The following is a 25,135-nucleotide window of genomic DNA, read 5'->3' as shown; positions in this document are numbered from 1 at the left end:
CCAGTTTATCCCATGATCTAAAAGCCGCATTCTTGCGGCTTTTTGCGTTTTAAGGCATCCAATTATGTAGCCATCGCGACGGTTTCTATTCGGTAATGAGGAAAAAAGTTAATCAGTGTCATACGCTTAACACGTAAAGTGAATCAAGGTGCGTTAAGCTTTTGTCAATTATCTGTCCGCAGGTTTGCACAAGGTAAGGAATGGGCGCAAACTTTTTTGCTTGCTAATGAATGCATAATAAGATGGGGCACAAATGAAAACAGGTGATAAGCAATTCGCCGTTATTGGTCTTGGCCGATTTGGTTTGGCAGTGTGTAAAGAGTTACAAGATTCAGGCGCTCAAGTTTTAGCCGTTGACATCAACGAAGACAGAGTTAAAGAAGCCGCCAGTTTTGTTAGTCAGGCGGTTGTGGCTAACTGTACTCACGAAGAGACGGTTGCTGAGCTCAAACTTGATGATTACGACATGGTGATGATTGCCATCGGAGCGGATGTCAATGCCAGTATTCTTGCGACATTGATTGCTAAAGAGGCGGGAGTAAAGTCAGTATGGGTTAAAGCCAACGACCGCTTCCAAGCTCGTGTTCTGCAAAAAATTGGCGCAGACCACATTATCATGCCTGAGCGTGACATGGGGATACGTGTCGCGCGTAAAATGCTCGATAAACGGGTTCTTGAGTTCCACCCATTAGGCAGTGGCTTAGCTATGACGGAGTTTGTGATTGGCTCTCGTTGGATGGGTAAGACACTAAGTGATTTGGCTCTGTGCAAAGTCGATGGCGTGCAAGTGCTAGGGTTTAAACGGGGCCCAGAAATTACCAAGGCACCTGACCTTAATACCACACTAGAAATTGGTGACCTAATTATTGTGGTCGGCCCTCAAGATGCGCTCGCAAATAAATTAAAATCGCTATGACGTATTTTCATCAGAAAGGTGTTTTTTACGCACCAGATGGTAAACAAGAGAAAGCGAAAGGCAACGAACCGCGAATTATATTGCTCAGTTTTCTCGGTGTTTTACTGCCTTCTGCGGTATTGCTAACCTTGCCAGTTTTTTCTGTTACGGGCCTGTCGATAACGGATGCTTTGTTTACCGCAACGTCCGCTATTAGTGTGACAGGGCTTGGTGTAGTCGATACTGGGCAACACTTTACGCTTGCGGGTAAAATCTTGCTGATGTTTTTAATGCAAATCGGTGGGTTGGGGCAGATGACGTTGTCGGCGGTCTTACTCTATATGTTCGGCGTGCGTTTGAGTTTGCGTCAACAAGCGCTGGCGAAAGAAGCATTAGGGCAAGATCGGCAAGTCAATCTAAACCGACTAGTAAAGCGGATTGTTGTTTTCGCGCTTGTTGCAGAAACGATCGGGTTTATTTTTCTCTCTATCCGCTGGGTCCCTGAAATGGGCTGGCAGACTGGTATGTTTTACGCCTTGTTTCATGCAATTTCTGCATTTAACAACGCTGGGTTCGCGCTGTTTTCTGACAGTATGATGAGCTTTGTGAATGATCCGTTGGTTATCTTTACACTGGCGGGGCTATTCATTTTTGGCGGGCTTGGTTTTACTGTTGTGGGTGACATCTGGCTAAACTGGCGCAAAGGTTTCCACTTTTTGCATCTTCACACCAAAATCATGCTGATTGCGACACCGATATTGCTCTTAGTCGGAACGATGATGTTTTGGTTACTTGAGCGAAGCAACCCAAACACAATGGCGTCTTTACCTGCAACAGGGCAATGGTTGGCGGCATTCTTTCAATCTGCGAGTGCGCGAACGGCAGGGTTTAATAGTGTTGACTTGGCGTTGTTTACCCAGCCGGCCTTACTGGTCATGATTGTTCTGATGTTAATTGGAGCGGGTTCCACCTCAACGGGGGGCGGTATTAAAGTTTCCACATTTGCTGTTGCGTTTATGGCTACGTGGACCTTTTTACGCCAAAAGAAACATGTGGTTATGTTTAAGCGAACCATAAATTGGCAAACTGTGACTAAATCATTGGCAATTATCGTTGTGAGCGGAGCCATCCTGACAAGCGCAATGTTTTTATTGATGCTTACCGAGAAGGCCAGCTTTGATAAAGTTATGTTTGAAACCATTTCCGCATTTGCCACAGTGGGGCTCACCGCCGGTTTGACTGCGGAACTTTCTGAACCTGGTAAATACATTATGATCGTGGTGATGATCATTGGTCGTATTGGGCCGCTCACGCTTGCCTACATGTTGGCACGTCCTGAACCTACCTTGGTCAAATACCCAGAAGACGCCGTTCTTACAGGTTAATATAGCGTTAAACAATGGCCGCGCGACCATTACGAGCATTGATTAATAGCAGTGCTCGTACATTTATAGAATATGTGGAATGTTGCCCAGTTTTACCTATAAATTCGTAGAAGTTCATTTCTTCTTCCTTTCGTTTCGATACTATTCATTCACTCAATTTATATTCTCAGAAGCTACGCTCATAACAGCGTTTTGGAATCCGACGCTTTTGTAGTGTGACACCAAACTACGTCGTGTTATCTGAGCGAATTGATACCAGCCTTCGTCAATAGTCACTCAGTCTTACTCTATGCCCATAGGGTTACTTTGTGTTTGTTGTGCTTGGTATTAATGAACGAATCGAAAAGATGGAGTCGTACTTTGAAATTCAACACACTCGCCATGGCTATGTTAACTGCGCTTCTTGCAGGGAAGAGCATGGCAACTACTCCGCCATCACCGGTTTGGCATACTATTGCGTTGAGTGATGGTAGCTCCAGTGAGGCAATTCTACGTGGAACGGCAGATTTCCACTGGTTTGAAGATAAGCAGGGCAATGCCTTACTTCAGGAAGACGGCGTTTGGTTTTTCGCGCAGATTCAGCGCGAGTCAGGCACGCCAATATTGATCTCGACAGGTGTGGTGAAAACGCAGTCGAGTGAGCCACCTGAGTCGGCGAGGTTTCGCCCGGATTTACAAGTTAAACCGCAATTATCTTCTCTAAAAACCATTGAACCGATGGCACGAAAAAACCTACTGCGTTCGGCGCAAGGTTACCAGGCGATGAGCAGTTCAACGGTGAAGCAGCAGCCCCTATTGGTTGTGCAAGTTTCGTTTGATGACCAAGCAATGGTGCATGATTTTGAGCAACGCGTATTTAATACCAATGGTCAAAGCGTTGTGGATTACTTTGATAAAAACTCTCAAGGTAAATTCAAAGTTGTTCCTGCACTTGAGAGTTACGGCACCGCCAATGACGGTGTGATAGATGTGACTGTGGCACAAAGCCACCCTAACTGTCACTCTAGTTCGACTGATAAAACATGCACCGCCAAGTTGAATGCGGTTTTCACCGAGGCTTATCAAAAACTGGATCCATACTTTAATCTTTCGGTCTACGACAGCAATCAAAATGGTACCGTAGAACCGTCAGAACTCTCTGTCATGTTTATTTTTGCGGGGGGAGATCGTTCAACAGGGGTTCTCAACCGTCCTGCGATTTGGCCGCACAAATTCTCTCACGATGATGTCACACTAGATGGTAAAAAGATCACAGACTATTGTGTGTTCGCTGACTATCAAGTTGATCATCAAGCGACGTTGGGCGTGATCGTACACGAGCTTGGCCACTTAATGCTTGGCTTACCGGATTTGTACGCAAGGAACAGTGATGCCTCGATCGGCTCTTGGGGCGTGATGGGTGGCGGTTCATGGGCGCAGAAACCGGGAGATTCATACGCTGGTGACACTCCGGTGAACATGAGTGCATGGAGCAAACACGCTGCTGGTTTTGTTGTACCAACGGTAACTCATGAAAGTCCAGCGCCTATTTCTGTGAACAACGACGATGTCAAGCTGGTGTATCTCGACCCGTACTTGAAAGAGTTTGGCCCACGTGTTTACTTGGAAAATCGCACCTTTAGCGGTTACGACCGAGCATTGGCGGCTGAAGGTATCCTGGCGACGTCGGTTAATGTCCAGAACCGCTTTAATGATGTTGGCGCGATGCAGGTTCAAATCATGCAGGCTGATGGTCTGAATGAGTTAGAAAATGATGGTAGGAGTGACGCTGACGATTTATACCCTAATGGTGGCGATGTCATTTCAGATACATCGACCCCGGGTCTGAGAGCGATCACAGGGTTTGATACTGGGGTTCGTATTTCCAACATTGCCAGCAACACCAACGGCGGTAGCTTTTCTCTTGAGCATACAAACGAACCAAATAAATCAGCATGGCTGAACTCTCTTCACCAAGGTTATGTGTACGCGAGTGGGAGTAACACTCTGGCGGTGTCACTGGACTTGAATAGTGATACAGAGCTTGATGGTCTTCAACTTTACGCGCAAAGAGATAGCGCTCAAAGTGACATGACTTATCGAGTTTGGCGATTCCCATTTTCTGGAAACATTGGCTATCGATTAATATTGAATCAAAACAACGCTGAGCTTTTACAGCAAGGTAACTTCCAAAAGTCATCTCGAATTTTATTCCCTCAATCAAGCCAATTGAGTGCGGGTCAGCACTTATTGGTTGTTGAATTGGAAGGCGGTCAATTTGATGCAAACTTTGATTTCGGCCGCTTGCTAAAAACTGAAAAAGCCTCCCTACCTGTAATGTGGACTGGTGATTACAGTGAGATTGGCACGTTTGGTCTAGAAAAAGCCGGGTTCTCTTATATTCCGTTTGCAGCATTATTAAATGTGGATGCGAGCAACTTGGTTGAAGCGAAATCTGATTCGTTACAAACCAATAAAAATACGCCAATCAAACTGAACCTGATGGACAATGATTTCATGGCGGTAGGGTATCAGTTCAATGTGGACATTGTGCAGAAGCCTGAGCACGGCACCATCTCTGGCAACCAGTACCAACCTGAAGCTAACTTCGTTGGTCTTGACACTTTCCAATATCGTTTGTTGTCGGTTGATGGTGCGTACTCATCTTCAATCGTGAATGTGCAGGTGGAAGTGCTTGGCAGCAACGAAGCGCCAGTGGCTGTGATTGATATTGATAATAAAGACATGACGGTTGGGCAGCGAGTCACGTTGTCTGCGTTAAATAGTACGGATGCTGATGGTGATGTGTTGAGTTATAAATGGGAGCAGTTGGCTGGCACTTCAGTTTCTCTTGGCAATGCAACCAGTGTTAGCACGAGCTTTACGGTGCCTCAAGGTGCAAAAGCGGGTGAGGTTCTGACATTCCGTTTAACCGTGACTGATCCTAGTAATGAAACGTCCAGTGCTACCGTCGATTTAACCATGAAAAACGCAGTGCCAGTTACGCTCGTAGATACGGCGACCGTTGCCGTTGGTGAAAGTATTCTGATTGATGCAGCGAGCAATGATTCGGATGTGAACGGCGATAAACTGGTTGTAGAAAGCGTACAGAACGTAACGGGTGTGGGAAGTGCGAGTGTAGAGAATGGCAAAATCCGTTTTCAAGCACCGGATAGCCCTACTGACGGCATCAAGCTGCAATATACGGTTTCAGACGGTCATGGTGCCACTGCTACGGGGGAAGTTATCGTGACGGTTGTTGCTTCTTTGAAGACAACGACATTCAAGAACTCAGAAGGTAGCGGCAGTGTTTCTTATTGGGCTTTGATGTTACTTGCAACATTAGGCTGGCGACGTCGCGTCTAAAACGGTATTGAATTGCGGTATAAGCCACTCATATTGAGTGGCTTATTTTTTATCTGATTTATTTTGGTTTCGTTCTCATTGTCTTATGAGATGTGTTTCTCATTATTTTTAAAGCGATTTTTCTACTCTGCGGTTACCCTAGGGGCCGATTTTTATGAACTAAGGATGTTATATGTCTACCGAGGGCTTTTCTGTTTCGGAAATATGCCGAGAAGCGGCAGTGATGGTCAGAAGGAATCTACTCGCAATTGTTATTGCTTGTATTCCGTTGATTATCGTGCACTCAATTTTTGCTTTTATGTATCCTGAAATGACGGGGAAAGATCAAGCGAACGTTCAAGAAGGCAATGTCTCAGGATTTTATTTCGTCACAATTATTTTGTACCCACTTGTTGCCGCTATGGCGGCTGTGCGTGTGCATCGAATTTATTTAGCCGGCGATTACATGCACTCGGCGTTGGATGTATGTCGTTTGTCAGCTCGAGAATTCCGTTTCATAGGCTGGTGGATACTGTTTGGACTGATGATGATGCTCGTTATTGGTATCCCGATCTTTGTGTTGTCGTTTATCTACATTGCAGAAAGTGGTGAAGCCGACTTTGTTGCTATGGCTATTATCACAACGATTGCAAGCATTCCCGGCTATTGGGTAATGGCGCGATGGTCATTTGTGTTGCCAGCGACTGCAATGGATCATCAGCCTCGCAGTTTGCGTCGTTCGTGGAATCAGAGCAGACCATACAACAAACAAGTATTCATTTTGATGGGACTAATTCCATTGGGTGCGGGCTTGCTCAGTCAGCTGATCTTTAGCCACTTTACGAATCTCTTTATGTTGAGCCTCGTCGGTGTGGCCTATGGTATTTTTGGCGCGTACCAGCTGGCATTGTTATCGTTGAGCTATAAAACGGTAGTGGATATCGAACGCGCTCGTTTTGATACGCCATCACAGCCACCAAAAACGGGTGAAGAATTTTCCGCTTAACCCTTTGATCGTTTTTACATGCTACCTCCGTTTAGGAGACGGTCTGCGGCAGGTTGATACCTTCCTGCCGCCTTCGCGTTATTCACGCAAAATACCCATGCCCATTTCATGGCTGAATGACAGGGACATTCACACGTATACTCACAACAGTACTTCTTTTTATTAAGGAACCCTACATGTCCATTTGGCAACGGGTCAATTTCACCCATCGCTTTAGTCAATTACCGTCAGCGTTCTATACGTTGGTCGAGCCACAACCCTTGGACAACACTCGCTGGGTCGCTTGGAATGGTGAGTTTGCACAGCAGTTTGGTTTACCAGAAGAGCAAAACGATGAGTTATTGGCGGTTTTTTCTGGGCTAAGTGAATTCGAACAATTTCGTCCTCTTGCGATGAAATATGCAGGCCATCAGTTTGGCGTTTACAACCCAGATTTGGGCGATGGACGTGGATTACTGTTGGCAGAAATTGAGCATCAGGATGGTACTTGGTTTGATCTTCACCTCAAAGGTGCAGGGCTAACGCCTTACTCGCGAATGGGAGATGGGCGAGCGGTATTACGCTCAACTATCCGTGAGTACTTGTGCAGTGAAGCCATGGCGGGCCTTGGGGTTCCCACGACACGTGCTCTCGGTATGATGGTCAGTGATACACCTGTTTATCGAGAAAAAACGGAATCGGGCGCTTTGTTACTTCGAATGGCTGAAACCCATGTTCGATTCGGTCACTTTGAGCATTTCTTTTACACCAACCAGTTAGCGGAGCAGAAGCTGTTGGCGGATAAGGTGATTGAGTGGCACTTTGCTGATTGTGCATCGGCGGAGAAACCATATGCCGCGATGTTTGACGCCATCGTGACTAAAACAGCCGAGATGATCGCATATTGGCAAGCTTTTGGTTTTGCGCATGGTGTGATGAATACCGATAACATGTCAATTCTTGGGCAAACTTTTGATTATGGTCCGTTTGGCTTTCTTGATGATTATGAGCCGGGATACATTTGTAATCATTCAGACTACCAGGGTCGTTACGCATTTGATCAACAGCCTAGAATTGCGCTTTGGAACCTGTCAGCACTGGCGCATGCGCTATCGCCACTCGTTGAACGAGAAGATTTAGAATCGTCGTTGAGTCAATTTGAAGTTCATTTAAGCCAGCAGTTCAGCCGCCTCATGCGTGAGAAGTTGGGCTTAAAAACTAAGATAGCGGAAGACGGGCGTTTGTTTGAAGCTATGTTTGAGCTTCTTCACCAGAACAAAACGGACTACACTCGCTTCTTCAGAACACTTTCAAACCTTGATAATGCGCCTTCCCAAGCCGTAATCGATTTATTTCTCGACCGAGAAGCAGCGCGAGCTTGGCTTGAGCTGTATTTAGCTCGGTGTGAGCTAGAGGTTGATGAACTAGGGGGCCTGATTTCAACCGAACAGCGTTGCAAACAGATGCGTCAAGCCAATCCCAAATACATCTTGCGTAACTACTTGGCTCAGTTGGCGATTGATAAAGCGGAAGAAGGGGACTTTAGCGAATTACACCGATTGTCCGAACTGTTAAAACGCCCATTTGATGAGCAACCCGAGTTTGATGATTACGCGAAATTGCCACCGGAATGGGGGAAGAAAATGGAGATAAGCTGTTCTTCATAAATGGGTCATTTCCCACCCATTTGTATCTTTTTCTTGGGTGGAATTCACTCGTTACACTTCTGATTCATGTTAATGGGCTTTGTTAATTTATTGAAATGAATATAAATTTTAACATGGTCCATTAATTGCTCTTTGTTGAACATCCGTACCCATCGCCTAACACCTAGTTACTCATGGACGGGATGGGATGTGATTCAACAAGGAGAATAATAATGTTTAAGCCTCTAACTCTACTATCTGTCTCTGCACTTGCTGTTACCAGTTTTAATGCTGCCGCAAATTGTGACCCGGGTGAAACGGTCATCAAGTTTAGCCATGTAACGAACGCGGACAAACACCCTAAAGGCATCGCGGCTTCGTTACTTGAAAAGCGCGTCAACGAAGAGATGAACGGTAAAGTCTGTATGCAGGTGTTTCCTAACTCAACACTTTATGATGATGACAAAGTGTTGGAAGCGCTACTGAATGGTGATGTTCAACTCGCTGCTCCTTCTCTTTCTAAGTTTGAGAAATTCACCAAGAAGTACCGCCTTTTCGATCTTCCTTTCTTGTTCGATGATGTCGACGCGGTTGACCGTTTCCAAAACTCGGAAGCGGGTGAAAAGCTGAAAAATTCAATGAAACGTCGTGGTCTGCAAGGTATTGCGTTTTGGCATAACGGCATGAAGCAAATGTCAGCCAACAAGCCGCTCATTTCTCCAACTGATGCTGAAGGACTTAAGTTCCGTGTTCAAGCCTCTGATGTACTCGTTGCTCAGTTTGAGCAGCTAGGTGCTAACCCACAAAAAATGTCGTTCAAAGAAGTTTACGGCGGCTTGCAAACTAAGGTTATTGATGGTCAAGAAAATACTTGGTCAAACATTTACGGCAAAAAATTCTTCGAAGTTCAAGATGGCATTACGGAAACGAACCACGGAATTCTGGATTACTTAGTTGTGACGTCAAACGACTTCTGGAAAAACCTACCAGATGATCAGCGCGAGCAGTTAAATACCATTATTCAAGAGGTAACTGCGCAGCGTAATGCTGAGTCAACCAAAGTAAACCTTGCGAATAAGAACAATATCATCGAAGCAGGTGGTGTGGTTCGTACTCTAACGCCAGAACAGCGTCAAGAATGGATCACTGCACTTCAACCAGTATGGAAGAAGTTCGAAAAAGACATTGGTTCTGACCTAATCGAAGCCGCTTTGGCGTCTAACCAAAAATAATAACACCTAGCACATTTAGCCCTCTCAAACAGAGGGGGCTCTTTCCCCCCTACAGACGACGTGATGTAATTATGGAACAGACTTTTTTTGCCAAGGCTGGACGAATCACCGATGCCATTGAAGAGACTTTGATTGCTTTCTTCTTGGGTGCCATGACCTTGCTGACCTTTGCCAATGTCATCTTTCGTTATGTCTTTAACGACAATATTCTTTGGGCGCTTGAGCTCACCGTTTTCATGTTCGCATGGATGGTGTTGGTTGGCGCATCTTATGGTGTGAAAAAACACTTTCATATTGGTGTCGATGTCATTATTAACATCGTTCCGGAAGGTAAACGAAAAGCCCTGGCGCTTTTTGCAGCAATGTGTTGCTTAGCCTTCTCTATTTTGCTGTTAATTGGCGCTTGGAACTACTGGTATCCGTTCGCTACTGACCGAGCGTGGTATGAAACGGACGATATTCCGATGCCTGAAATACTCCAGTTCATGGCCGATTGGTTAAATGAGGGAGAGCGTTATGAAAAGCTGCCACGTTTTATTCCTTACTTCGCTTTGCCACTTGGAATGGCGCTACTAACGTTTAGATTTGTTCAAGTCACGTGGCAAATCGCTACTGGTAAGCTCGATCGCTTGATTGCAGGACATGAAGCGGAGGAAGAGCTCGAATCTCTTAAAGCTGAGATGAGCGACGCTGAAGACGTAATGGCTCCAAAGGCCTCGCAAGACGCTAAAAACAAGGAGCAATAAGCCATGGATATCTTATTTCTATTTTTGATGGTAATTGGCTTTATGCTGGTTGGCGTGCCAATTGCTATTTCGCTGGGCCTGTCCAGTGTTCTTTTCCTTTTAATGCATTCGGATGCCTCTTTAGCGTCAGTTGCTCAAACGCTGTTTAATGCATTCGCGGGCCACTACACGCTATTGGCTATTCCATTTTTTATATTGGCTTCAAGCTTTATGTCGACGGGTGGCGTAGCAAAGCGGATCATTCGTTTCGCCATTGCCATTGTAGGCTGGTTCCGCGGCGGTTTGGCGATGGCTTCGGTTGTAGCGTGTATGATGTTTGCCGCGTTGTCAGGTTCCTCACCTGCAACGGTTGTTGCCATAGGTAGTATTGTTATCGCAGGTATGATCAAAAACGGTTACTCAAAAGAGTTTGCCTCTGGGGTAATTTGTAACGCAGGTACGCTAGGGATTTTGATCCCACCTTCGATTGTGATGGTGGTGTATGCAGCCGCAACGGATGTGTCAGTTGGACGTATGTTCCTTGGTGGTGTGATTCCCGGTTTGCTGGCGGGTGTCATGTTGATGATCGCGATTTACATTGCTGCGAGAATCAAGAACCTTCCAAAACAACCTTTTGTCGGTTGGAAAGAAACCTTCGATGCCGCCAAGGATGCAAGCTGGGGCTTATTGTTGGTCGTCATCATTCTTGGTGGTATCTATGGCGGTATCTTTACGCCGACAGAAGCCGCTGCGGTTGCTGCTGTGTACTCATTCTTTATTGCTAACTTTGTATACAAAGACATGGGGCCATTTGCAGACAAGAAAAACACTAAACCTGCGCTCGTTAAAATCTTCCAAACCTTTGTTCATAAAGACACCAAACACACCCTGTATGAAGCGGGTAAACTGACCATCATGCTGCTGTTCATCATTGCTAATGCCTTAATTTTGAAGCATGTTTTAACGGAAGAACGCATCCCGCAAATGATCACCGAGTCGATGCTCTCGGCTGGTCTCGGACCCATCACTTTCTTGATTGTGGTGAACGTCTTGTTGTTGATTGGTGGTCAGTTTATGGAGCCATCAGGCTTGTTGATCATTGTTGCGCCGCTCGTGTTCCCAATTGCGATTGCATTAGGCATAGACCCAATTCACTTGGGCATAATGATGGTGGTGAATATGGAGATAGGAATGATAACGCCGCCCGTGGGTCTTAACTTATTTGTGACCGCTGGTGTTGCCAAAATGTCGATGATGAACGTAGTGAAGGCAGCATTACCCTGGGTTGGAGTGATGTTCTTATTCCTAATTATCGTCACATATGTACCATGGGTTTCGACTTGGTTGCCTACTACTTTGATGGGGCCGGAGATCATTACCAAGTAATGGAAGCCAGAAAGTAGAAAGAGGTGTGAGAATTCACACCTCTTCGTCTATTGACTTGTAGCAAGTTTTGCGCGGGTCTGAATTAATTCGACGTTCATAGTGTCGCCACCTCTTTTTATTTTTACGACGCTCTTCACCGAATCTTCTCTCTTCTTGATAGCAACCGTCTACGAGCACGGTATCTGTAACAATCGGTATTCTCACTTTTTCGTTCATATCTGTAACAACCATGATAAACCTGTTGTTAAAAATTATGATTCAAGTTGAATATAATGCCAGTTATCTGAACGTGTTTTATTTGTAAAGGTCTTTATTTATTTGGTAGCGCTGCATCTTGTCGTAAAGGGTTTTTCTTGGCACATTCAATTGGCACATTGTCTGTTTAATACTACCGTTGTTTTCTAATAAAGCGCCTTCAATGGCTGCTCTCTCAAACTCCGCTACTTGCTCTGCAAGGCTTGAGGAAGACTTAGCGACTGGGTTCGATTCTCCCAACTGAATTAACTTACCCAATAGCACAAAACGCTCTGCAGCATTTCTGAGTTCTCGAACATTGCCAGGCCAGTCATGGCTCATCAGTTGCGCTAGATCTTGGGGTGACAAGCTAGGTGAGCTTTTGCCATAACGTGAAGCTGCTACCAACAGAAAGTGGTGAAAGAGGGCGGGAATATCTTCTTTTCGTTCGCGTAGTGGCGGGAGATCCAAGGTCACGACATTGAGCCGATAATAGAGATCCTGACGGAAAGTACCTTCTTCAGCTGCGTGTTTTAAATCGACCTTTGTTGCGGCAATCACTCGAATATCTAAAGGCAATAATTCATTGGAACCGACACGCTCAATCACGCGCTCTTGTAATACCCTCAATAAACGAATTTGGGCTTGGATAGGCATCGACTCGATCTCATCCAAGAAAAGTGTGCCGCCTTGTGCAAACTCAAATTTACCGATACGACGGCTTTCGGCGCCAGTGAATGCGCCTTTTTCATGGCCGTAGAGTTCACTCTCAATTAAGTTCTCTGGAACCGCTCCACAATTTACGGCGACAAAGTTTTGGTTCCGGCGAGAGCTTTGCTCATGTAAAGAACGAGCGATTAACTCTTTCCCTGTACCGGTTTCACCAAACAATAAAATATCGGCGTCGGTATCGGCGATTTGGGTGATGGTCTCTCGTAATATTTGGATGCTAGAGGTTTCACCAATAACTCGTGGACCAAGGGTTTTACTGGCTTTAAGTGACAGGCGCAGTTTTTCATTTTCATTGGTTAGTTTGCGCTTCTCAATCGCCCGCTTAACCGTTTCAACCAAATGCTCTGGCGCAAAAGGTTTCTCAATAAAGTCGTAAGCGCCTTGATGAAGGGCTTGCACTGCCATGGAAATATCACCGTGTCCAGTGATCATGATGACGGGTAAGTTTGCATCGCGTTGAGTCAAAGTTGTCAGCATATCCATACCAGAAATGCCCGGCAAACAGATATCAGTGACCACGACGCCAGCTTCTTCTCCTTGCTGCATCGCTATTAAAGCCGATTCTGCATCCACAAAAAACTTGGCGTCGATATCCGCCAGTTCAAAGGTCTGTTCTATAGCGATTCTGAGATCGGCCTCATCATCAATAAAAAACACCTGACACATGATCTTATCCTTTTGATGGTTCAGTGTTGTAAGAAGTGATAGGTAAACACAATGAGAATCGAGCGCCGCCTTGTTCTCGATTATGGGCACATAATTTTCCATTCATACTGGCTAAGATTTGTTGCGAGATAGAGAGACCCAAACCTAAACCGTTCAGTTTAGTGGTTAGAAACGGTTCACATAAATCAGAAAGTGAGAAAGAGCCAAGCCCTGGGCCATTATCATCAACATGAATCCAAACCAAATCAGTGTGCTCATCGTGTTCTACAGATAATTCTACCTGTTTGTCTTGTTGCTCTTTGAGTGCTTCTATCGCATTAGTCAGTAAATTGACCAACACTTGCTCCAGTTGAATAATATTGATCTGCACTTCAACATCATGCTCTGGCAAATTTGTTTCTAACGTGACGCGCCCTGATTTAAATGCGGGCTTCATCAGTTCTTTTACAGAGGCAATAACAGGGAACAGTCGAGATTGAGCCAACTCGTCACCACTGGTTTTTTTGGCGAAAGAGCGAAGTTGCTGACTGATATTTGCCATACGGTCAGTGAGAGCAGAAATGCGAGTGAGATTATCTTCCACTCGCTCATATTTTTCTTTTTTTAGAAACAGCTTGCCGTTCTCCGCAAAGCTACGAATTGCCGCAAGTGGATTATTCAGTTCATGGCTGATACTGGCCGACATTTGTCCTAACACCGCGAGTTTCGCTGCTTGCACCAATTCGTCTTGAGTAACGCGTAAAGTTTGTTCGGTATCGATACGCTGTGCGATCTCCGCTTGCAACTCGGCAGTCCGTGCCATGACTTGATATTCCAACTTTTGATTTGCTTCTTGTTGAATTCGTTCAAGTTGCAAGTGACGCTGTTGACGGTGATAGATAAGCTGACCAATTAAAAACAAAACCATGAATGCTAGAGTGAGTACAAAGATGTAACCCATGGTGAACCAAACGATCGACTGTTTAGGAGACAGCACACGAATAGTCAGTTTGAGTTCGGGTAGGGGCAGCGAAGAGACTACCAAGGTTCCTTTATTGTATGGGTAACCCTGTTTAAGCTCAGAATGCACCTCGTCCAAACTACCCACTAATCCAAGCGTTTCAATTGGCGCATCAAGATATTGTTGGCTTGCCCAAACTTGCTTTTTCTCTTTTTTTGTCAGTGGTTGTAAGCTTTTGAGCAGCCATTCACTTCGGCTACTCATGAAAACAATTTCGTATGGGTCGCTGGCGACAAAAACACTGTTTGGTTGCTGCCAGTTGTCCTCTATCTTACTTAGGTCCATCTTCACCACGACGACACCAAGTACACCGCCAGCGTATACGATGGGATAAGAATAGTAGTAGCCACGTTTACCAGATGTTGAGCCCAGTGCGTAGTATTGGCTTCTTTTGCCTACAATGGCTTGTTTGAAATAAGGGCGAAATGCAAAATTTCGCCCGATAAAGGAGCGCTCTTTACGCCAGTTGCTGGCCGCGATCGTTGTACCCCATTGATCGATTAAGTAGGTGTCCGCTGCTTCAATCACGCCATTAACGGATTCTAAATACCGATTAGTGATTTCCAGTTGCGCACTGTTGTTGGGGTGCAGAAGCGCTTGATAAAGAGGATCATCTTTAGCGAGAAGATTTGGTATATGGGCGTACTTATCGAGTTTATTTTTTATATGGCCAGAAAACTGCTCCAACTGTGATTGGTGTTTATCAAGTAGAGATTGATAACTGGTCTGCCAAACCCAATGGCCACCGAAAATTGCGGACAGGAAATAGAAAGCAAAAAATGTCAGCAGAATCCGTTTTTTTTGCGACATCCTTACACTCCTTACAACTTCCTTTGGTCACGTAAGAAAATGTTAATAGTTTGTAGGAAGGATTAGGGATTTAGTTTTCAACTCTGTGGAGTAAAACAAGAGCAAGATCTCTTTTTAGGCTTTTCGATAAAAAAACCGGTCGATTCTCTTGAAAAAGTCGCTATTGTCCCCATTCTAGATATGCTGGCGATGCTTAGACGGTGTCTGAATCGCATTTTTGAAGAAAAAATGGGTCAGCATTCGAGAATTTAGCGCAGACAATGTCCACATAGTGGCTATTGGCTCGACAGGGTTGCGACAGATCGCTAGAATGTCGCGTCTAAAAATTCTGTCCTGAGGCTAATAGGAGATACCTTTGGTTATTTTATCGAAGATATCACTGATTAGTCCGGTACTGACAACCAGTATCGATACTCGATTTTAAATTAGGTGTTCGGACAGAACACTACACAAGGATGAAGCGTAAGCTCCTCTGAGTTTCGCTCATACGCTCGGAAAACCGAGCCACTTTAGAGGTTTATATATAATGCAAGTTACTGTTGAAACGCTAGAGGGCCTAGAGCGCCGTCTAAACATTACTGTTCCAGCTGCAAACATCGAAGACGCTGTAACAGCTGAACTACGCAACATCGCTAAAAACCGTCGTTTCGATGGTTTCCGTAAGGGTAAAGTGCCTCTAAAAATGGTTGCTAAGATGTACGGCAAAGCAGTACGTCAAGACGTTCTTGGTGAAGTAATGCAACGCCACTTCATCGAAGCTATCGTTAAAGAGAAAATCAACCCAGCTGGCGCTCCAACTTTCGCTCCTGTAGAGAACAAAGAAGGTTCAGACCTAGTTTTCACTGCAACTTTTGAAGTTTACCCAGAAGTTGAGCTTAAAGGCCTAGAGAGCATCACTGTTGAAAAACCACTAACAGAAGTTAAAGATGCAGACGTAGAAGAGATGATCGATACTCTACGTAAGCAACAAGCAACTTGGGTTGAAGTTGAAGAAGCAGCTGAAGATGGCAAACGCGTAAGCATCGACTTCGTTGGTTCTATCGACGGTGAAGAGTTCGAAGGCGGTAAAGCTGAGAACTTCCCTCTAGAAATGGGTGCTGGTCGCATGATCCCTGGTTTCGAAGACGGTATCGCAGGTAAAACTGCTGGTATGGAATTCGACATCGACGTGACTTTCCCAGAAGATTACCACGCTGAAAACCTAAAAGGTAAAGCAGCTAAGTTCGCAATCAAAGTGAACAAAGTTGAAGCTCGTGAACTACCAGAACTAAACGACGAGTTCGTTGCTAAGTTCGGTGTTGTTGAAGGTGGTGTTGAAGCACTTAAAGCTGAAGTTCGTAAGAACATGGAACGCGAACTTAAGCAAGCTGTTAAGAACCGCATCAAAGAGCAAGCGATTGACGGTCTAGTTGAGCAAAACGACATTAACGTACCATCAGCGCTTATCGAGCAAGAAATCCAAGTTCTACGTCAACAAGCTGCACAACGTTTCGGTGGTAACCCAGAAGCTGCTGCTCAGCTTCCACGTGAACTGTTCGAAGAACAAGCTAAACGTCGCGTTGTTGTTGGTCTTCTACTAGGTGAAGTAATCAAATCTGAAGAGCTAAAAGCGGACGACGAGAAAGTTAAAGCTCTAATCGAAGAAATGGCTACTGCATACGAAGATCCATCAGAAGTTATTGCTTACTACGAGCAAAACGAAGAAATGATGAACAACATGCGCAACGTAGCTCTAGAAGAGCAAGCAATCGACGCGATCATCGCTAAAGCACAGGTTTCTGAGAAAGAAGTAGGCTTCAACGAGCTACTTAACCAACAACAACCTGCTGCTTAATAAGCAATATCTTGCGTAGAAGGTTGACTTAACGTTAACTATTCTGCTAACAATGGTCCGTATGATAGTCATCATCCGGGCCATTTATTTTAGGGACATAAGAATATGAGCTACCAAGAAAAAAATGCAATGTCGCCAATTATGGACGCGCTAGTACCAATGGTGGTTGAACAAACTTCCCGAGGCGAACGCTCTTACGACATCTACTCACGTCTGCTGAAAGAGCGCGTGATTTTTTTAACGGGTCAAGTGGAAGACCACATGGCAAACCTTGTCGTGGCTCAGCTACTTTTCCTAGAATCTGAAAATCCAGATAAAGATATTTTCCTATACATCAACTCGCCAGGCGGCAGCGTAACAGCTGGTATGTCTATTTACGATACCATGCAGTTCATTAAGCCAAATGTCAGCACTGTGTGTATGGGTCAAGCATGTTCAATGGGTGCCTTCCTGCTTGCAGGTGGTGCGCCAGGTAAGCGTTACGTACTGCCTAACTCTCGTGTAATGATCCACCAACCATTGGGTGGTTTCCAGGGTCAAGCTTCTGATATCCAAATCCATGCTCAGGAAATCCTGACGATTAAACAGAAGCTAAACAAGTTGTTAGCAGAACATACAGGCCAACCTCTTGAAGTCATTGAGCGCGATACTGATCGTGATAACTTCATGTCATCAGAGCAGGCTGTGGAATACGGTATCGTGGATGCAGTGTTAAGCCACCGTGGCGAGTAATTAGCCAGCGCATTTTGGCAAAAATTGATATACACTCATTCATGAAGAGTAAAGGCTAAGAGGTTAGCGAATGACAGATAAAAGCAAAGAAAGTGGCAGCGGTAAATTGCTGTACTGTTCTTTCTGCGGCAAAAGTCAGCACGAAGTTCGCAAGCTAATCGCAGGTCCGTCAGTGTACATTTGCGACGAATGTGTCGACTTATGTAACGATATTATTCGCGAAGAAATCAAGGATGTTCTCCCTAAGAAAGAATCTGAAGCGTTACCAACGCCAAAACAGATCCGTGAACACCTTGATGACTATGTGATCGGGCAAGATTACGCGAAAAAAGTGCTCGCAGTTGCGGTATATAACCACTACAAGCGTTTACGCAATGGTGATACAACGAGCGAAGGTGTGGAGCTTGGTAAGAGTAACATCCTTCTAATTGGTCCTACAGGTAGCGGTAAAACACTACTTGCGGAGACATTAGCTCGATTCTTGGATGTGCCATTTACAATGGCAGACGCGACGACACTAACCGAAGCCGGTTACGTAGGTGAAGACGTTGAAAACATCATCCAAAAGCTTCTGCAAAAATGTGATTACGATGTAGCTAAAGCGGAACGCGGCATCGTTTACATTGATGAAATTGATAAGATTTCACGCAAAGCTGAAAACCCATCTATTACGCGTGACGTATCTGGTGAAGGTGTTCAGCAGGCGCTACTAAAACTTATCGAAGGTACGGTTGCATCGGTTCCACCTCAAGGTGGTCGTAAGCATCCTCAGCAAGAATTCCTACAAGTGGACACATCTAAGATCCTGTTCATCTGTGGTGGTGCTTTTGCTGGCTTAGACAAAGTGATTGAGCAGCGTGTTGCAACAGGTACAGGTATTGGCTTTGGTGCTGAAGTTCGTTCGAAGAATGAATCGAAGACGGTAGGTGAGCTATTTACTCAAGTTGAACCTGAAGACTTAGTGAAGTATGGCCTCATTCCAGAATTCATTGGTCGTCTACCTGTAACAACAACACTGACTGAGCTTGATGAAGAAGCGTTGATTCAGATCCTATGTGAACCGAAGAACGCACTGACCAAGCAATATGCAGCATTGTTTGAGCTAGAAAACGCTGAACTTGAATTCCGTGAAGATGCGCTGCGCGCTATCGCGAAAAAAGCAATGGAGCGTAAAACAGGTGCTCGTGGCTTACGCTCGATTCTTGAAGGCGTGCTACTTGAAACCATGTACGAATTACCATCTGCAACAGACGTTAGTAAAGTCGTGATTGATGAGTCCGTCATTAATGGCGAGTCAGAGCCACTGCTTATTTACAGTAACGCAGACAATCAGGCAGCTGGAGCAGAGTAAATTCAGCCATAATGAAAAAGGAGGTAAGTAATTACCTCCTTTTTTTATTTCTCTTATTGAATCCAAACAATTAGCCCCCATATACTGCCTTAAGTAATACGTTAAACGTGAAAGCGGAAGAGAGAATTATATGAACTTGGAACGTTCCGAGCGTATCGAGATCCCGGTACTACCTCTACGTGACGTAGTGGTCTACCCACACATGGTTATTCCATTGTTTGTTGGTCGTGAGAAATCGATTAGCTGTCTAGAAACGGCGATGGAAACCAACAAACAAGTTCTTCTTGTGGCACAAAAGCAAGCGGATACTGACGAGCCTACGGTTGACGACCTATTTGACGTAGGTACGGTAGCCACCATTCTCCAGCTCTTGAAGCTTCCGGATGGCACAGTAAAAGTATTGGTCGAAGGCCAGCAGCGAGCAAAAATTAATCACTTTAAAGAGAGTGACTTCTTCCTAGCGGAAGCTGAATTTGTTGTTACGCCAGAATTGGATGAGCGTGAGCAAGAAGTGATTGTTCGCAGCGCGATTAATCAGTTTGAAGGGTTCATTAAGCTAAACAAGAAGATTCCACCAGAAGTGCTAACGTCACTTAATGGTATCGACGAAGCCGCACGCTTAGCGGATACCATTGCGGCTCATATGCCGTTAAAGTTGGTAGATAAGCAGCAAGTACTTGAAATTGTTGACGTCACTGAGCGTCTGGAATTCCTGATGGGCCAGATGGAATCAGAGATCGACTTGCTGCAAGTTGAAAAACGAATTCGTGGTCGCGTTAAAAAGCAAATGGAAAAATCTCAGCGTGAGTACTATCTGAATGAGCAAATGAAAGCGATTCAGAAAGAACTTGGTGAGATGGAAGACGCACCAGACGAGTTCGAAACGCTACAGAAGAAGATTGACGAATCAAAAATGCCTCAAGAGGCACGTGAAAAGACAGAGCAAGAGCTGCAAAAGCTTAAGATGATGTCTCCAATGTCTGCTGAAGCAACAGTGGTTCGTAGCTACATCGATTGGATGGTCAGCGTTCCTTGGGCTAAGCGCTCAAAAGTTAAGAAAAACTTAGCGAAAGCAGAAGAGGTTCTTAATGAAGATCACTACGGTCTAGAACGCGTCAAAGAACGTATCCTTGAATACCTGGCTGTTCAAAACCGTATCAACAAGCTAAAAGGTCCTATCCTTTGTCTTGTTGGTCCTCCTGGTGTAGGTAAAACGTCTCTTGGTCGTTCAATTGCTTCAGCTACAGGCCGTAAGTATGTTCGTATGGCGTTGGGTGGTGTGCGTGATGAAGCGGAAATTCGTGGTCACCGTCGTACTTACATCGGCTCATTACCAGGCAAATTGATCCAGAAGATGTCGAAGGTTGGTGTGAAGAACCCGCTGTTCTTATTGGACGAAATCGACAAAATGTCTTCAGATATGCGTGGTGATCCGGCATCGGCTCTACTAGAAGTGCTTGATCCTGAACAGAATAACTCGTTCAACGATCACTACCTAGAAGTGGATTACGATCTCTCTGACGTTATGTTTGTTGCGACATCGAACTCGATGAACATCCCGGGCCCATTGTTAGACCGTATGGAAGTTATTCGTTTATCTGGTTACACCGAAGACGAGAAGCTGAACATTGCAAAACGTCACCTTGTTGATAAACAAGTGAAGCGTAATGGCTTGAAAGCGGATGAGATCGTCATTGAAGATTCTGCGATTATTGGCATCATTCGTTACTACACGCGTGAAGCGGGTGTCCGTAACTTAGAGCGTGAGATTTCTAAGATCTGCCGTAAAGCAGTGAAGAATATCTTGCTGGATAAGGACATCAAGTCAGTAACGGTAACGATGGACAACCTAAAAGAGTACTTAGGTGTTCAACGTTTCGATTACGGTAAAGCGGATGAAAGTAACCGAATTGGTCAAGTAACTGGTCTAGCTTGGACAGAGGTGGGTGGCGATCTATTAACGATTGAAACTCAATCAATGCCAGGTAAAGGTAAGCTGACACAAACGGGTTCTCTTGGTGATGTGATGCAAGAGTCTATCCAAGCAGCAATGACAGTGGTTCGCTCTCGTGCAGAAAAGCTAGGTATCAATACTGACTTCTACGAGAAGAAAGATATTCACGTACACGTACCGGAAGGCGCGACACCAAAAGATGGCCCAAGTGCGGGTACAGCAATGTGTACGGCATTGGTTTCTTCTCTGACAGGCAACCCTGTGAAAGCAGAAGTAGCGATGACGGGTGAAATCACACTGCGTGGTGAGGTTCTACCTATCGGCGGCCTAAAAGAGAAGTTACTTGCGGCACACCGTGGTGGCATTAAGACAGTGCTAATTCCAAAAGATAACGAGCGTGATTTGGAAGAGATTCCTGATAATGTTATCGCTGATCTGAAAGTTATCCCTGTACAGTGGATTGATGAAGTACTGAAAGTCGCACTAGAGCGAGACCCGACGGGCGTTGAGTTTGAGTCTCAAAAATAGTGATGTGTAGCAAAAATAAGTAAAAGTTTACGCTGATAAGCCCAAAAAGGCTTGTCAGCGTTTTTTTTGGGCGCTAAGTTAGTTTCGATAGCTGCCAGCCCTTGATGAATAAGGGGTGGAGCATATTTTCTTAACAATGGAACGAAAGTCATCACAAAAATAATCACAGATGACACAAAGGGGAAATTACAGTGAATAAAACTCAGTTAGTAGAACAAATCGCAGAAAATGCAGATATTTCTAAAGCGTCAGCGGGTCGTGCTCTAGATGCATTCATCGAAGCAGTAAGCGGAACTCTTCAATCTGGTGATCAAGTCGCTCTAGTTGGCTTTGGTACATTCAGCGTTCGCACTCGTGCTGCACGTACTGGTCGTAACCCAAAAACTGGTGAAGAAATCCAAATCGCAGAAGCAAAAGTACCAGCTTTCAAAGCTGGTAAAGCACTGAAAGACGCTTGTAACTAATCACGGCGTTTTTTCTGTAACCGGCCATTTGCTTAACTTTTGCTCAAACAATAAGTTTCGAACAAAAATTTACAAACTTCGAGCCGAACTTTCTTAAATTATGCGCATCATACTGATGCGCATTTCTTTTTCTGATATTATTGCGCCATTATTTCTATTAGATAGAAGCAGTAGGCTTCAATTGTGGAGAGCAGTTAAATTATGATGGATCGACTACGCGAAGGCGTGAATAGCATCGCGGTCAAAATTATCCTTGGACTTATCATCCTGTCTTTCGTATTTGCAGGTGTAGGTAGCTACATCGTTGGTGGTAGCAACAACTCTGCAGCGAAAGTCGGTAACACTGAGATTCCTCGTGGTGAGTTCGAGATGGCATACCAAAATGAGCGTAACCGTATGCAAGCTCAGTTGGGTGACTACTTCTCTCAAATGCTGGCTGACCCTGCATATGTTGAATCTTTCCGCAAATCCGTTTTAGATCGAATGATCAATGACGTGTTGCTTGACCAACAAGCTGAAGCTTTGGGTCTGCGAATCAGCGACACTCAAGTGCGTAGCATGATTCTAGACATGCCTCAGTTCCAATCTAATGGTCAGTTTGATCAAGAGATCTATCAAGCCTCTTTGCGTCGTGCAGGCTTTTCGCCAGACTCTTTTGCTGAGTACATGCGTCGTGAATTGGTTCGTGAGCAACTGCTGAATGCGCTACAAAACAGTGAATTTATTCTGCCGGGTGAAGTACAAGCAGAAGGCAAGCTGTTCACTCAAACTCGTGATATTCGCACGATTCAGATCGACTTAGCGGAGTTTGCGAAAAATATTGAATTGACCGACGAAGAAATTCAAGAGTACTACAAAGCAAACCCAGACAACTTTACACGCCCAGAGCAGGTTAAAGTCTCTTACATCGAACTGTCAGCTGAAGCGCTAAAGGAACAAGTTAATGTTTCTGATGCTGAGGTGAAAAAGTACTACGACGAGCACTTAAACAAATACTCTTCAGAAGAGCAACGCCGTGTCGCTCACATTCTTGTAGAAGGGGACGATGAAGCAAAAGCGCAAGCTATCCTAGGTGAGCTAAACGCGGGTGCAGATTTTGCGACGCTTGCTCAAGAGAAATCTGACGATTTTGGCAGCGCTGAAAACGGTGGTGACCTAGGTTGGATTGAGCGTGATGTGATGGACCCTGCTTTTGAAGAAGCGGCATTCGCACTGAAGAATCCTGGCGATACGTCGGGTCTAGTAAAGTCGGACTTTGGCTATCACATTATCAAGCTTGAAGAGCTAAAAGATTCTGTGGCGAAGCCATTTGAAGAAGTCGCTGCTGAAATCAAACAAGAGATGGTTGACCAACAAGCGATCGATCAATTCTACGAGTTGCAAAATGAGCTTGAGCGCGTAGCGTTTGAATACCCAGACTCATTGTATGATGCTTCTCAAGCGGTTAACCAAGAAGTGAAGACAACGGACTTTATTTCTCAGGTTGATGCACCTGAAGTGCTTCGTAGCCCTGCGGTAATGCAAGCTATCCTAAGTCCTGAAGTTAAAGAAGATGGCCTAAACTCTGAAGCTATCGAAGTTGCGCCTGAGCATATTATCGTTGTTCGTGTTGAAGATGCGCGTGACGAGACAGTTCTTCCATTAGAAGAAGTGAAAGATCAGGTTGTTGCAGAGCTATCTCGTGTTAAAGGTGAGCAAGAAGCGATGGAACTTGGAACACAAGTCGTTGCGGCATTGAAAGAAGGTAAGACGAACGTGCTTGCTGAAAACAATCTTGCCTTTGGTGAACAAGAGACAGTAGATCGTCGTTCTCCGTTAGCAACAACGGTATTCGCGATGGCAAAACCAGTCGATGGTAAACCAGTATACGGTCAGTCTAAAGATCTTGAAGGTAACATCATTATCATCGAGCTTGATGCTGTAAACGCAGAGCTAGATAGTGAGTTAGAAGATCAAGTTGCGATGCAAATGCAGCGTGCATCTTCTCAGCAAGATTTATCATCTGTACTAGCCGTACTGCGTGCAAATACTGACATTGAGTACTTTGTTGTGAGCAACTAAGCACAATTAGTGTAATTTGTATGTTGAATAAAACGGACCGCATAAGCGGTCCGTTTTATTTTTGTCTTTATGAACTTCAATCATCAATAGGCATTACTTAAATTAGTGCGCGTTTAAGTGATAGCGGCCGTTGTGAATTTCGGGTCATCTCAGTTTGTTAAATGCATAACCATATTGCTTTCCATTGCAAACTTGATAGTGACTCGCTCTCGACGACTGTTTTTAGCCTACTATTTTGGAGATTGTATGTTCAATATGAAATGGATTTTGACATTGTGCTTATTTGTTTTTGCACCTTTTAGCATGGCTGCGGATTCAGCCACTGACAAATATGAAGGAATTGAAATTACTGTAAATATCAACACGGCCACTGCTGAAGAAATTGCGACCATGTTGAAAGGTATAGGTGAGAAGAAAGCGCAGAGTATAGTGGACTACCGCGAGGAACATGGCCCTTTTAAAACGGCAGCAGATTTGAAGAGCGTAAAAGGCATAGGTGAAGCGACAGTTAAGAAAAACGAAGACCGCATTTTACTGTAGCTTGATGTATTGCAGATATTGAGTCTGAATTCAGAACAATATCTGTTTCCCTATTACTGCTTTCCCGAACCAGCCCCTCTTTCGTGGTTCGGGATTTTTTATCCGAATAAACGACGGCGAAGGCCTTTTTCCAGTAAAGCCATTACTAACCCACCGAGTGCGCCAAACATATGAGCATCAATAGCAACGTTTGCACCGATAAGCTCAGCAGTACTGCTGGATGGGCCATAGACCTGCTCCCATGCTACTTTGGCGATTAGTCCTCCAACTAACAACACACTGCTTCTTCTGCTTTCAAAGACTTCTCTGAGCGCCCAAAATCCAAACAATCCGTGTAATACGCCGGATAAACCCACGTATACCGACATGTTGGTAAACAAATTCAGCGCACCAACACATGCACATAAGATTGAAAAAACGATAAGGAAGTTACGAGTGCTTGGGCGAAAAATAAAAGTAATGATCCACAATCCGGCGAGGTTCATTCCTAAGTGCGCAAAGTTGGTATGTGTGAGATTTCCTGTTACGATTCGCCACCATTCACCATGGCGTATATTGTAGCTGTGCCACTCGGTTAGGCTTGCCATTGGTTCAAATTGAAGTATCAAACAGATCACGCTGATAATACTCAGCAAGGTATAAAGGTTCACT

At 44.8% G+C, this 25,135-nt stretch carries 19 protein-coding genes and 1 pseudogene; 16 read left to right on the top strand and 4 right to left on the bottom strand.

Annotated elements, in window-relative coordinates; all coding sequences use genetic code 11:
- The first annotated feature begins 253 nt into the window (after positions 1 to 253).
- The 8 genes from R7Q11_RS15480 (at position 254) to R7Q11_RS15445 (ending at position 11,578) form a co-directional block, all read left to right on the top strand.
- Positions 254 to 916 carry a potassium channel family protein gene (locus R7Q11_RS15480; RefSeq protein WP_005388291.1) on the top strand — a complete coding sequence of 221 codons (663 nt, stop codon included), beginning with the start codon at positions 254 to 256 and terminating at the stop codon, positions 914 to 916.
- Positions 913 to 2,280, top strand: a complete 1,368-nt coding sequence (locus R7Q11_RS15475) for a TrkH family potassium uptake protein (protein WP_005388288.1) — start codon at positions 913 to 915, stop codon at positions 2,278 to 2,280. Before R7Q11_RS15480 ends, R7Q11_RS15475 begins: the two co-directional genes overlap by 4 nt.
- Positions 2,281 to 2,640: 360 nt before the next feature.
- Entirely contained in the window at positions 2,641 to 5,625 is a 2,985-nt protein-coding gene (locus R7Q11_RS15470; protein WP_196363363.1) for a M6 family metalloprotease domain-containing protein, read from the top strand.
- Positions 5,626 to 5,797: 172 nt separating this feature from the next.
- Entirely contained in the window at positions 5,798 to 6,610 is an 813-nt protein-coding gene (locus tag R7Q11_RS15465) for a sugar transporter (RefSeq protein WP_225466559.1), read from the top strand.
- A gap of 176 nt (positions 6,611 to 6,786) precedes the next feature.
- Entirely contained in the window at positions 6,787 to 8,256 is a 1,470-nt protein-coding gene (locus R7Q11_RS15460; RefSeq protein WP_053350463.1) for a protein adenylyltransferase SelO, read from the top strand.
- Between the two features lie 212 nt (positions 8,257 to 8,468).
- Entirely contained in the window at positions 8,469 to 9,467 is a 999-nt protein-coding gene (locus R7Q11_RS15455) for a TRAP transporter substrate-binding protein (RefSeq protein ID WP_206958159.1), read from the top strand.
- 71 nt (positions 9,468 to 9,538) lie between these two features.
- Positions 9,539 to 10,213, top strand: coding sequence for a TRAP transporter small permease (locus R7Q11_RS15450; RefSeq protein ID WP_005384308.1), 675 nt, complete (start codon positions 9,539 to 9,541; stop codon positions 10,211 to 10,213).
- A gap of 3 nt (positions 10,214 to 10,216) precedes the next feature.
- On the top strand, positions 10,217 to 11,578 hold the full coding sequence (locus R7Q11_RS15445) for a TRAP transporter large permease (protein ID WP_005382255.1): 1,362 nt from the start codon (positions 10,217 to 10,219) through the stop codon (positions 11,576 to 11,578).
- A 33-nt stretch (positions 11,579 to 11,611) separates the two neighbouring features.
- Here the strand turns inward: R7Q11_RS15445 and R7Q11_RS15440 are convergent, their stop codons facing one another.
- From R7Q11_RS15440 to R7Q11_RS15430, 3 genes are all read right to left on the bottom strand, one after another.
- Positions 11,612 to 11,794, bottom strand: a complete 183-nt coding sequence (locus tag R7Q11_RS15440; RefSeq protein ID WP_021034161.1) for a hypothetical protein — start codon at positions 11,792 to 11,794, stop codon at positions 11,612 to 11,614.
- 78 nt (positions 11,795 to 11,872) lie between these two features.
- Complete coding sequence (locus R7Q11_RS15435) at positions 11,873 to 13,210, bottom strand: sigma-54-dependent transcriptional regulator (RefSeq protein WP_005382254.1); 1,338 nt, start codon at positions 13,208 to 13,210, stop codon at positions 11,873 to 11,875.
- Positions 13,211 to 13,214: 4 nt separating this feature from the next.
- Positions 13,215 to 15,020 carry an ATP-binding protein gene (locus R7Q11_RS15430; protein ID WP_213915102.1) on the bottom strand — a complete coding sequence of 602 codons (1,806 nt, stop codon included), beginning with the start codon at positions 15,018 to 15,020 and terminating at the stop codon, positions 13,215 to 13,217.
- A gap of 39 nt (positions 15,021 to 15,059) precedes the next feature.
- Here R7Q11_RS15430 and R7Q11_RS15425 point away from each other — a divergent pair.
- The 8 genes and pseudogenes from R7Q11_RS15425 to R7Q11_RS15390 all read left to right on the top strand — a co-directional run bounded on the left by R7Q11_RS15425 (position 15,060) and on the right by R7Q11_RS15390 (position 24,484).
- A pseudogene (locus R7Q11_RS15425) lies at positions 15,060 to 15,272 on the top strand (hypothetical protein).
- Positions 15,273 to 15,546: 274 nt separating this feature from the next.
- Positions 15,547 to 16,854, top strand: a complete 1,308-nt coding sequence (gene tig / locus R7Q11_RS15420) for a trigger factor (protein ID WP_005382251.1) — start codon at positions 15,547 to 15,549, stop codon at positions 16,852 to 16,854.
- 105 nt (positions 16,855 to 16,959) lie between these two features.
- Positions 16,960 to 17,586 carry an ATP-dependent Clp endopeptidase proteolytic subunit ClpP gene (gene clpP, locus R7Q11_RS15415; protein ID WP_005382347.1) on the top strand — a complete coding sequence of 209 codons (627 nt, stop codon included), beginning with the start codon at positions 16,960 to 16,962 and terminating at the stop codon, positions 17,584 to 17,586.
- Between the two features lie 70 nt (positions 17,587 to 17,656).
- Complete coding sequence (gene clpX / locus R7Q11_RS15410) at positions 17,657 to 18,937, top strand: ATP-dependent protease ATP-binding subunit ClpX (RefSeq protein ID WP_005382345.1); 1,281 nt, start codon at positions 17,657 to 17,659, stop codon at positions 18,935 to 18,937.
- 130 nt (positions 18,938 to 19,067) lie between these two features.
- Positions 19,068 to 21,419, top strand: a complete 2,352-nt coding sequence (gene lon, locus R7Q11_RS15405; RefSeq protein ID WP_005384300.1) for an endopeptidase La — start codon at positions 19,068 to 19,070, stop codon at positions 21,417 to 21,419.
- Between the two features lie 191 nt (positions 21,420 to 21,610).
- On the top strand, positions 21,611 to 21,883 hold the full coding sequence (locus R7Q11_RS15400; protein ID WP_005382341.1) for an HU family DNA-binding protein: 273 nt from the start codon (positions 21,611 to 21,613) through the stop codon (positions 21,881 to 21,883).
- Between the two features lie 201 nt (positions 21,884 to 22,084).
- Positions 22,085 to 23,944 (top strand): peptidylprolyl isomerase, encoded by a 1,860-nt coding sequence (gene ppiD / locus R7Q11_RS15395; protein WP_053307495.1) that lies wholly within the window; start codon positions 22,085 to 22,087, stop codon positions 23,942 to 23,944.
- A gap of 255 nt (positions 23,945 to 24,199) precedes the next feature.
- Positions 24,200 to 24,484 carry a ComEA family DNA-binding protein gene (locus R7Q11_RS15390; protein ID WP_031777211.1) on the top strand — a complete coding sequence of 95 codons (285 nt, stop codon included), beginning with the start codon at positions 24,200 to 24,202 and terminating at the stop codon, positions 24,482 to 24,484.
- Positions 24,485 to 24,582: 98 nt separating this feature from the next.
- On the opposite strand, the gene rrtA is transcribed toward R7Q11_RS15390, so the two are convergent.
- Positions 24,583 to 25,134 carry a rhombosortase gene (gene rrtA, locus R7Q11_RS15385; RefSeq protein ID WP_005382331.1) on the bottom strand — a complete coding sequence of 184 codons (552 nt, stop codon included), beginning with the start codon at positions 25,132 to 25,134 and terminating at the stop codon, positions 24,583 to 24,585.
- Position 25,135 lies beyond the last annotated feature (1 nt).

It is taken from the genome of Vibrio sp. 970 (assembly GCF_033339075.1).
Note: the sequence above shows the minus strand (reverse complement) of the source record. Positions and strands in the feature narration are given on the sequence as shown.

Bases quoted from the DNA above. Each gene is read 5' to 3' on its own strand.
- R7Q11_RS15455 (WP_206958159.1), top strand. From the start codon at position 8,469: ATGTTTAAGCCTCTAACTCTACTATCTGTCTCTGCACTTGCTGTTACC.
- R7Q11_RS15445 (WP_005382255.1), top strand. From the start codon at position 10,217: ATGGATATCTTATTTCTATTTTTGATGGTAATTGGCTTTATGCTGGTT.
- R7Q11_RS15460 (WP_053350463.1), top strand. From the start codon at position 6,787: ATGTCCATTTGGCAACGGGTCAATTTCACCCATCGCTTTAGTCAATTA.
- R7Q11_RS15450 (WP_005384308.1), top strand. From the start codon at position 9,539: ATGGAACAGACTTTTTTTGCCAAGGCTGGACGAATCACCGATGCCATT.
- R7Q11_RS15465 (WP_225466559.1), top strand. From the start codon at position 5,798: ATGTCTACCGAGGGCTTTTCTGTTTCGGAAATATGCCGAGAAGCGGCA.
- lon (WP_005384300.1), top strand. From the start codon at position 19,068: ATGAACTTGGAACGTTCCGAGCGTATCGAGATCCCGGTACTACCTCTA.
- R7Q11_RS15435 (WP_005382254.1), bottom strand. From the start codon at position 13,210: ATGTGTCAGGTGTTTTTTATTGATGATGAGGCCGATCTCAGAATCGCT.
- tig (WP_005382251.1), top strand. From the start codon at position 15,547: ATGCAAGTTACTGTTGAAACGCTAGAGGGCCTAGAGCGCCGTCTAAAC.
- ppiD (WP_053307495.1), top strand. From the start codon at position 22,085: ATGATGGATCGACTACGCGAAGGCGTGAATAGCATCGCGGTCAAAATT.
- R7Q11_RS15475 (WP_005388288.1), top strand. From the start codon at position 913: ATGACGTATTTTCATCAGAAAGGTGTTTTTTACGCACCAGATGGTAAA.
- clpP (WP_005382347.1), top strand. From the start codon at position 16,960: ATGAGCTACCAAGAAAAAAATGCAATGTCGCCAATTATGGACGCGCTA.
- clpX (WP_005382345.1), top strand. From the start codon at position 17,657: ATGACAGATAAAAGCAAAGAAAGTGGCAGCGGTAAATTGCTGTACTGT.
- R7Q11_RS15390 (WP_031777211.1), top strand. From the start codon at position 24,200: ATGAAATGGATTTTGACATTGTGCTTATTTGTTTTTGCACCTTTTAGC.
- R7Q11_RS15430 (WP_213915102.1), bottom strand. From the start codon at position 15,020: ATGTCGCAAAAAAAACGGATTCTGCTGACATTTTTTGCTTTCTATTTC.
- R7Q11_RS15440 (WP_021034161.1), bottom strand. From the start codon at position 11,794: ATGAACGAAAAAGTGAGAATACCGATTGTTACAGATACCGTGCTCGTA.
- R7Q11_RS15480 (WP_005388291.1), top strand. From the start codon at position 254: ATGAAAACAGGTGATAAGCAATTCGCCGTTATTGGTCTTGGCCGATTT.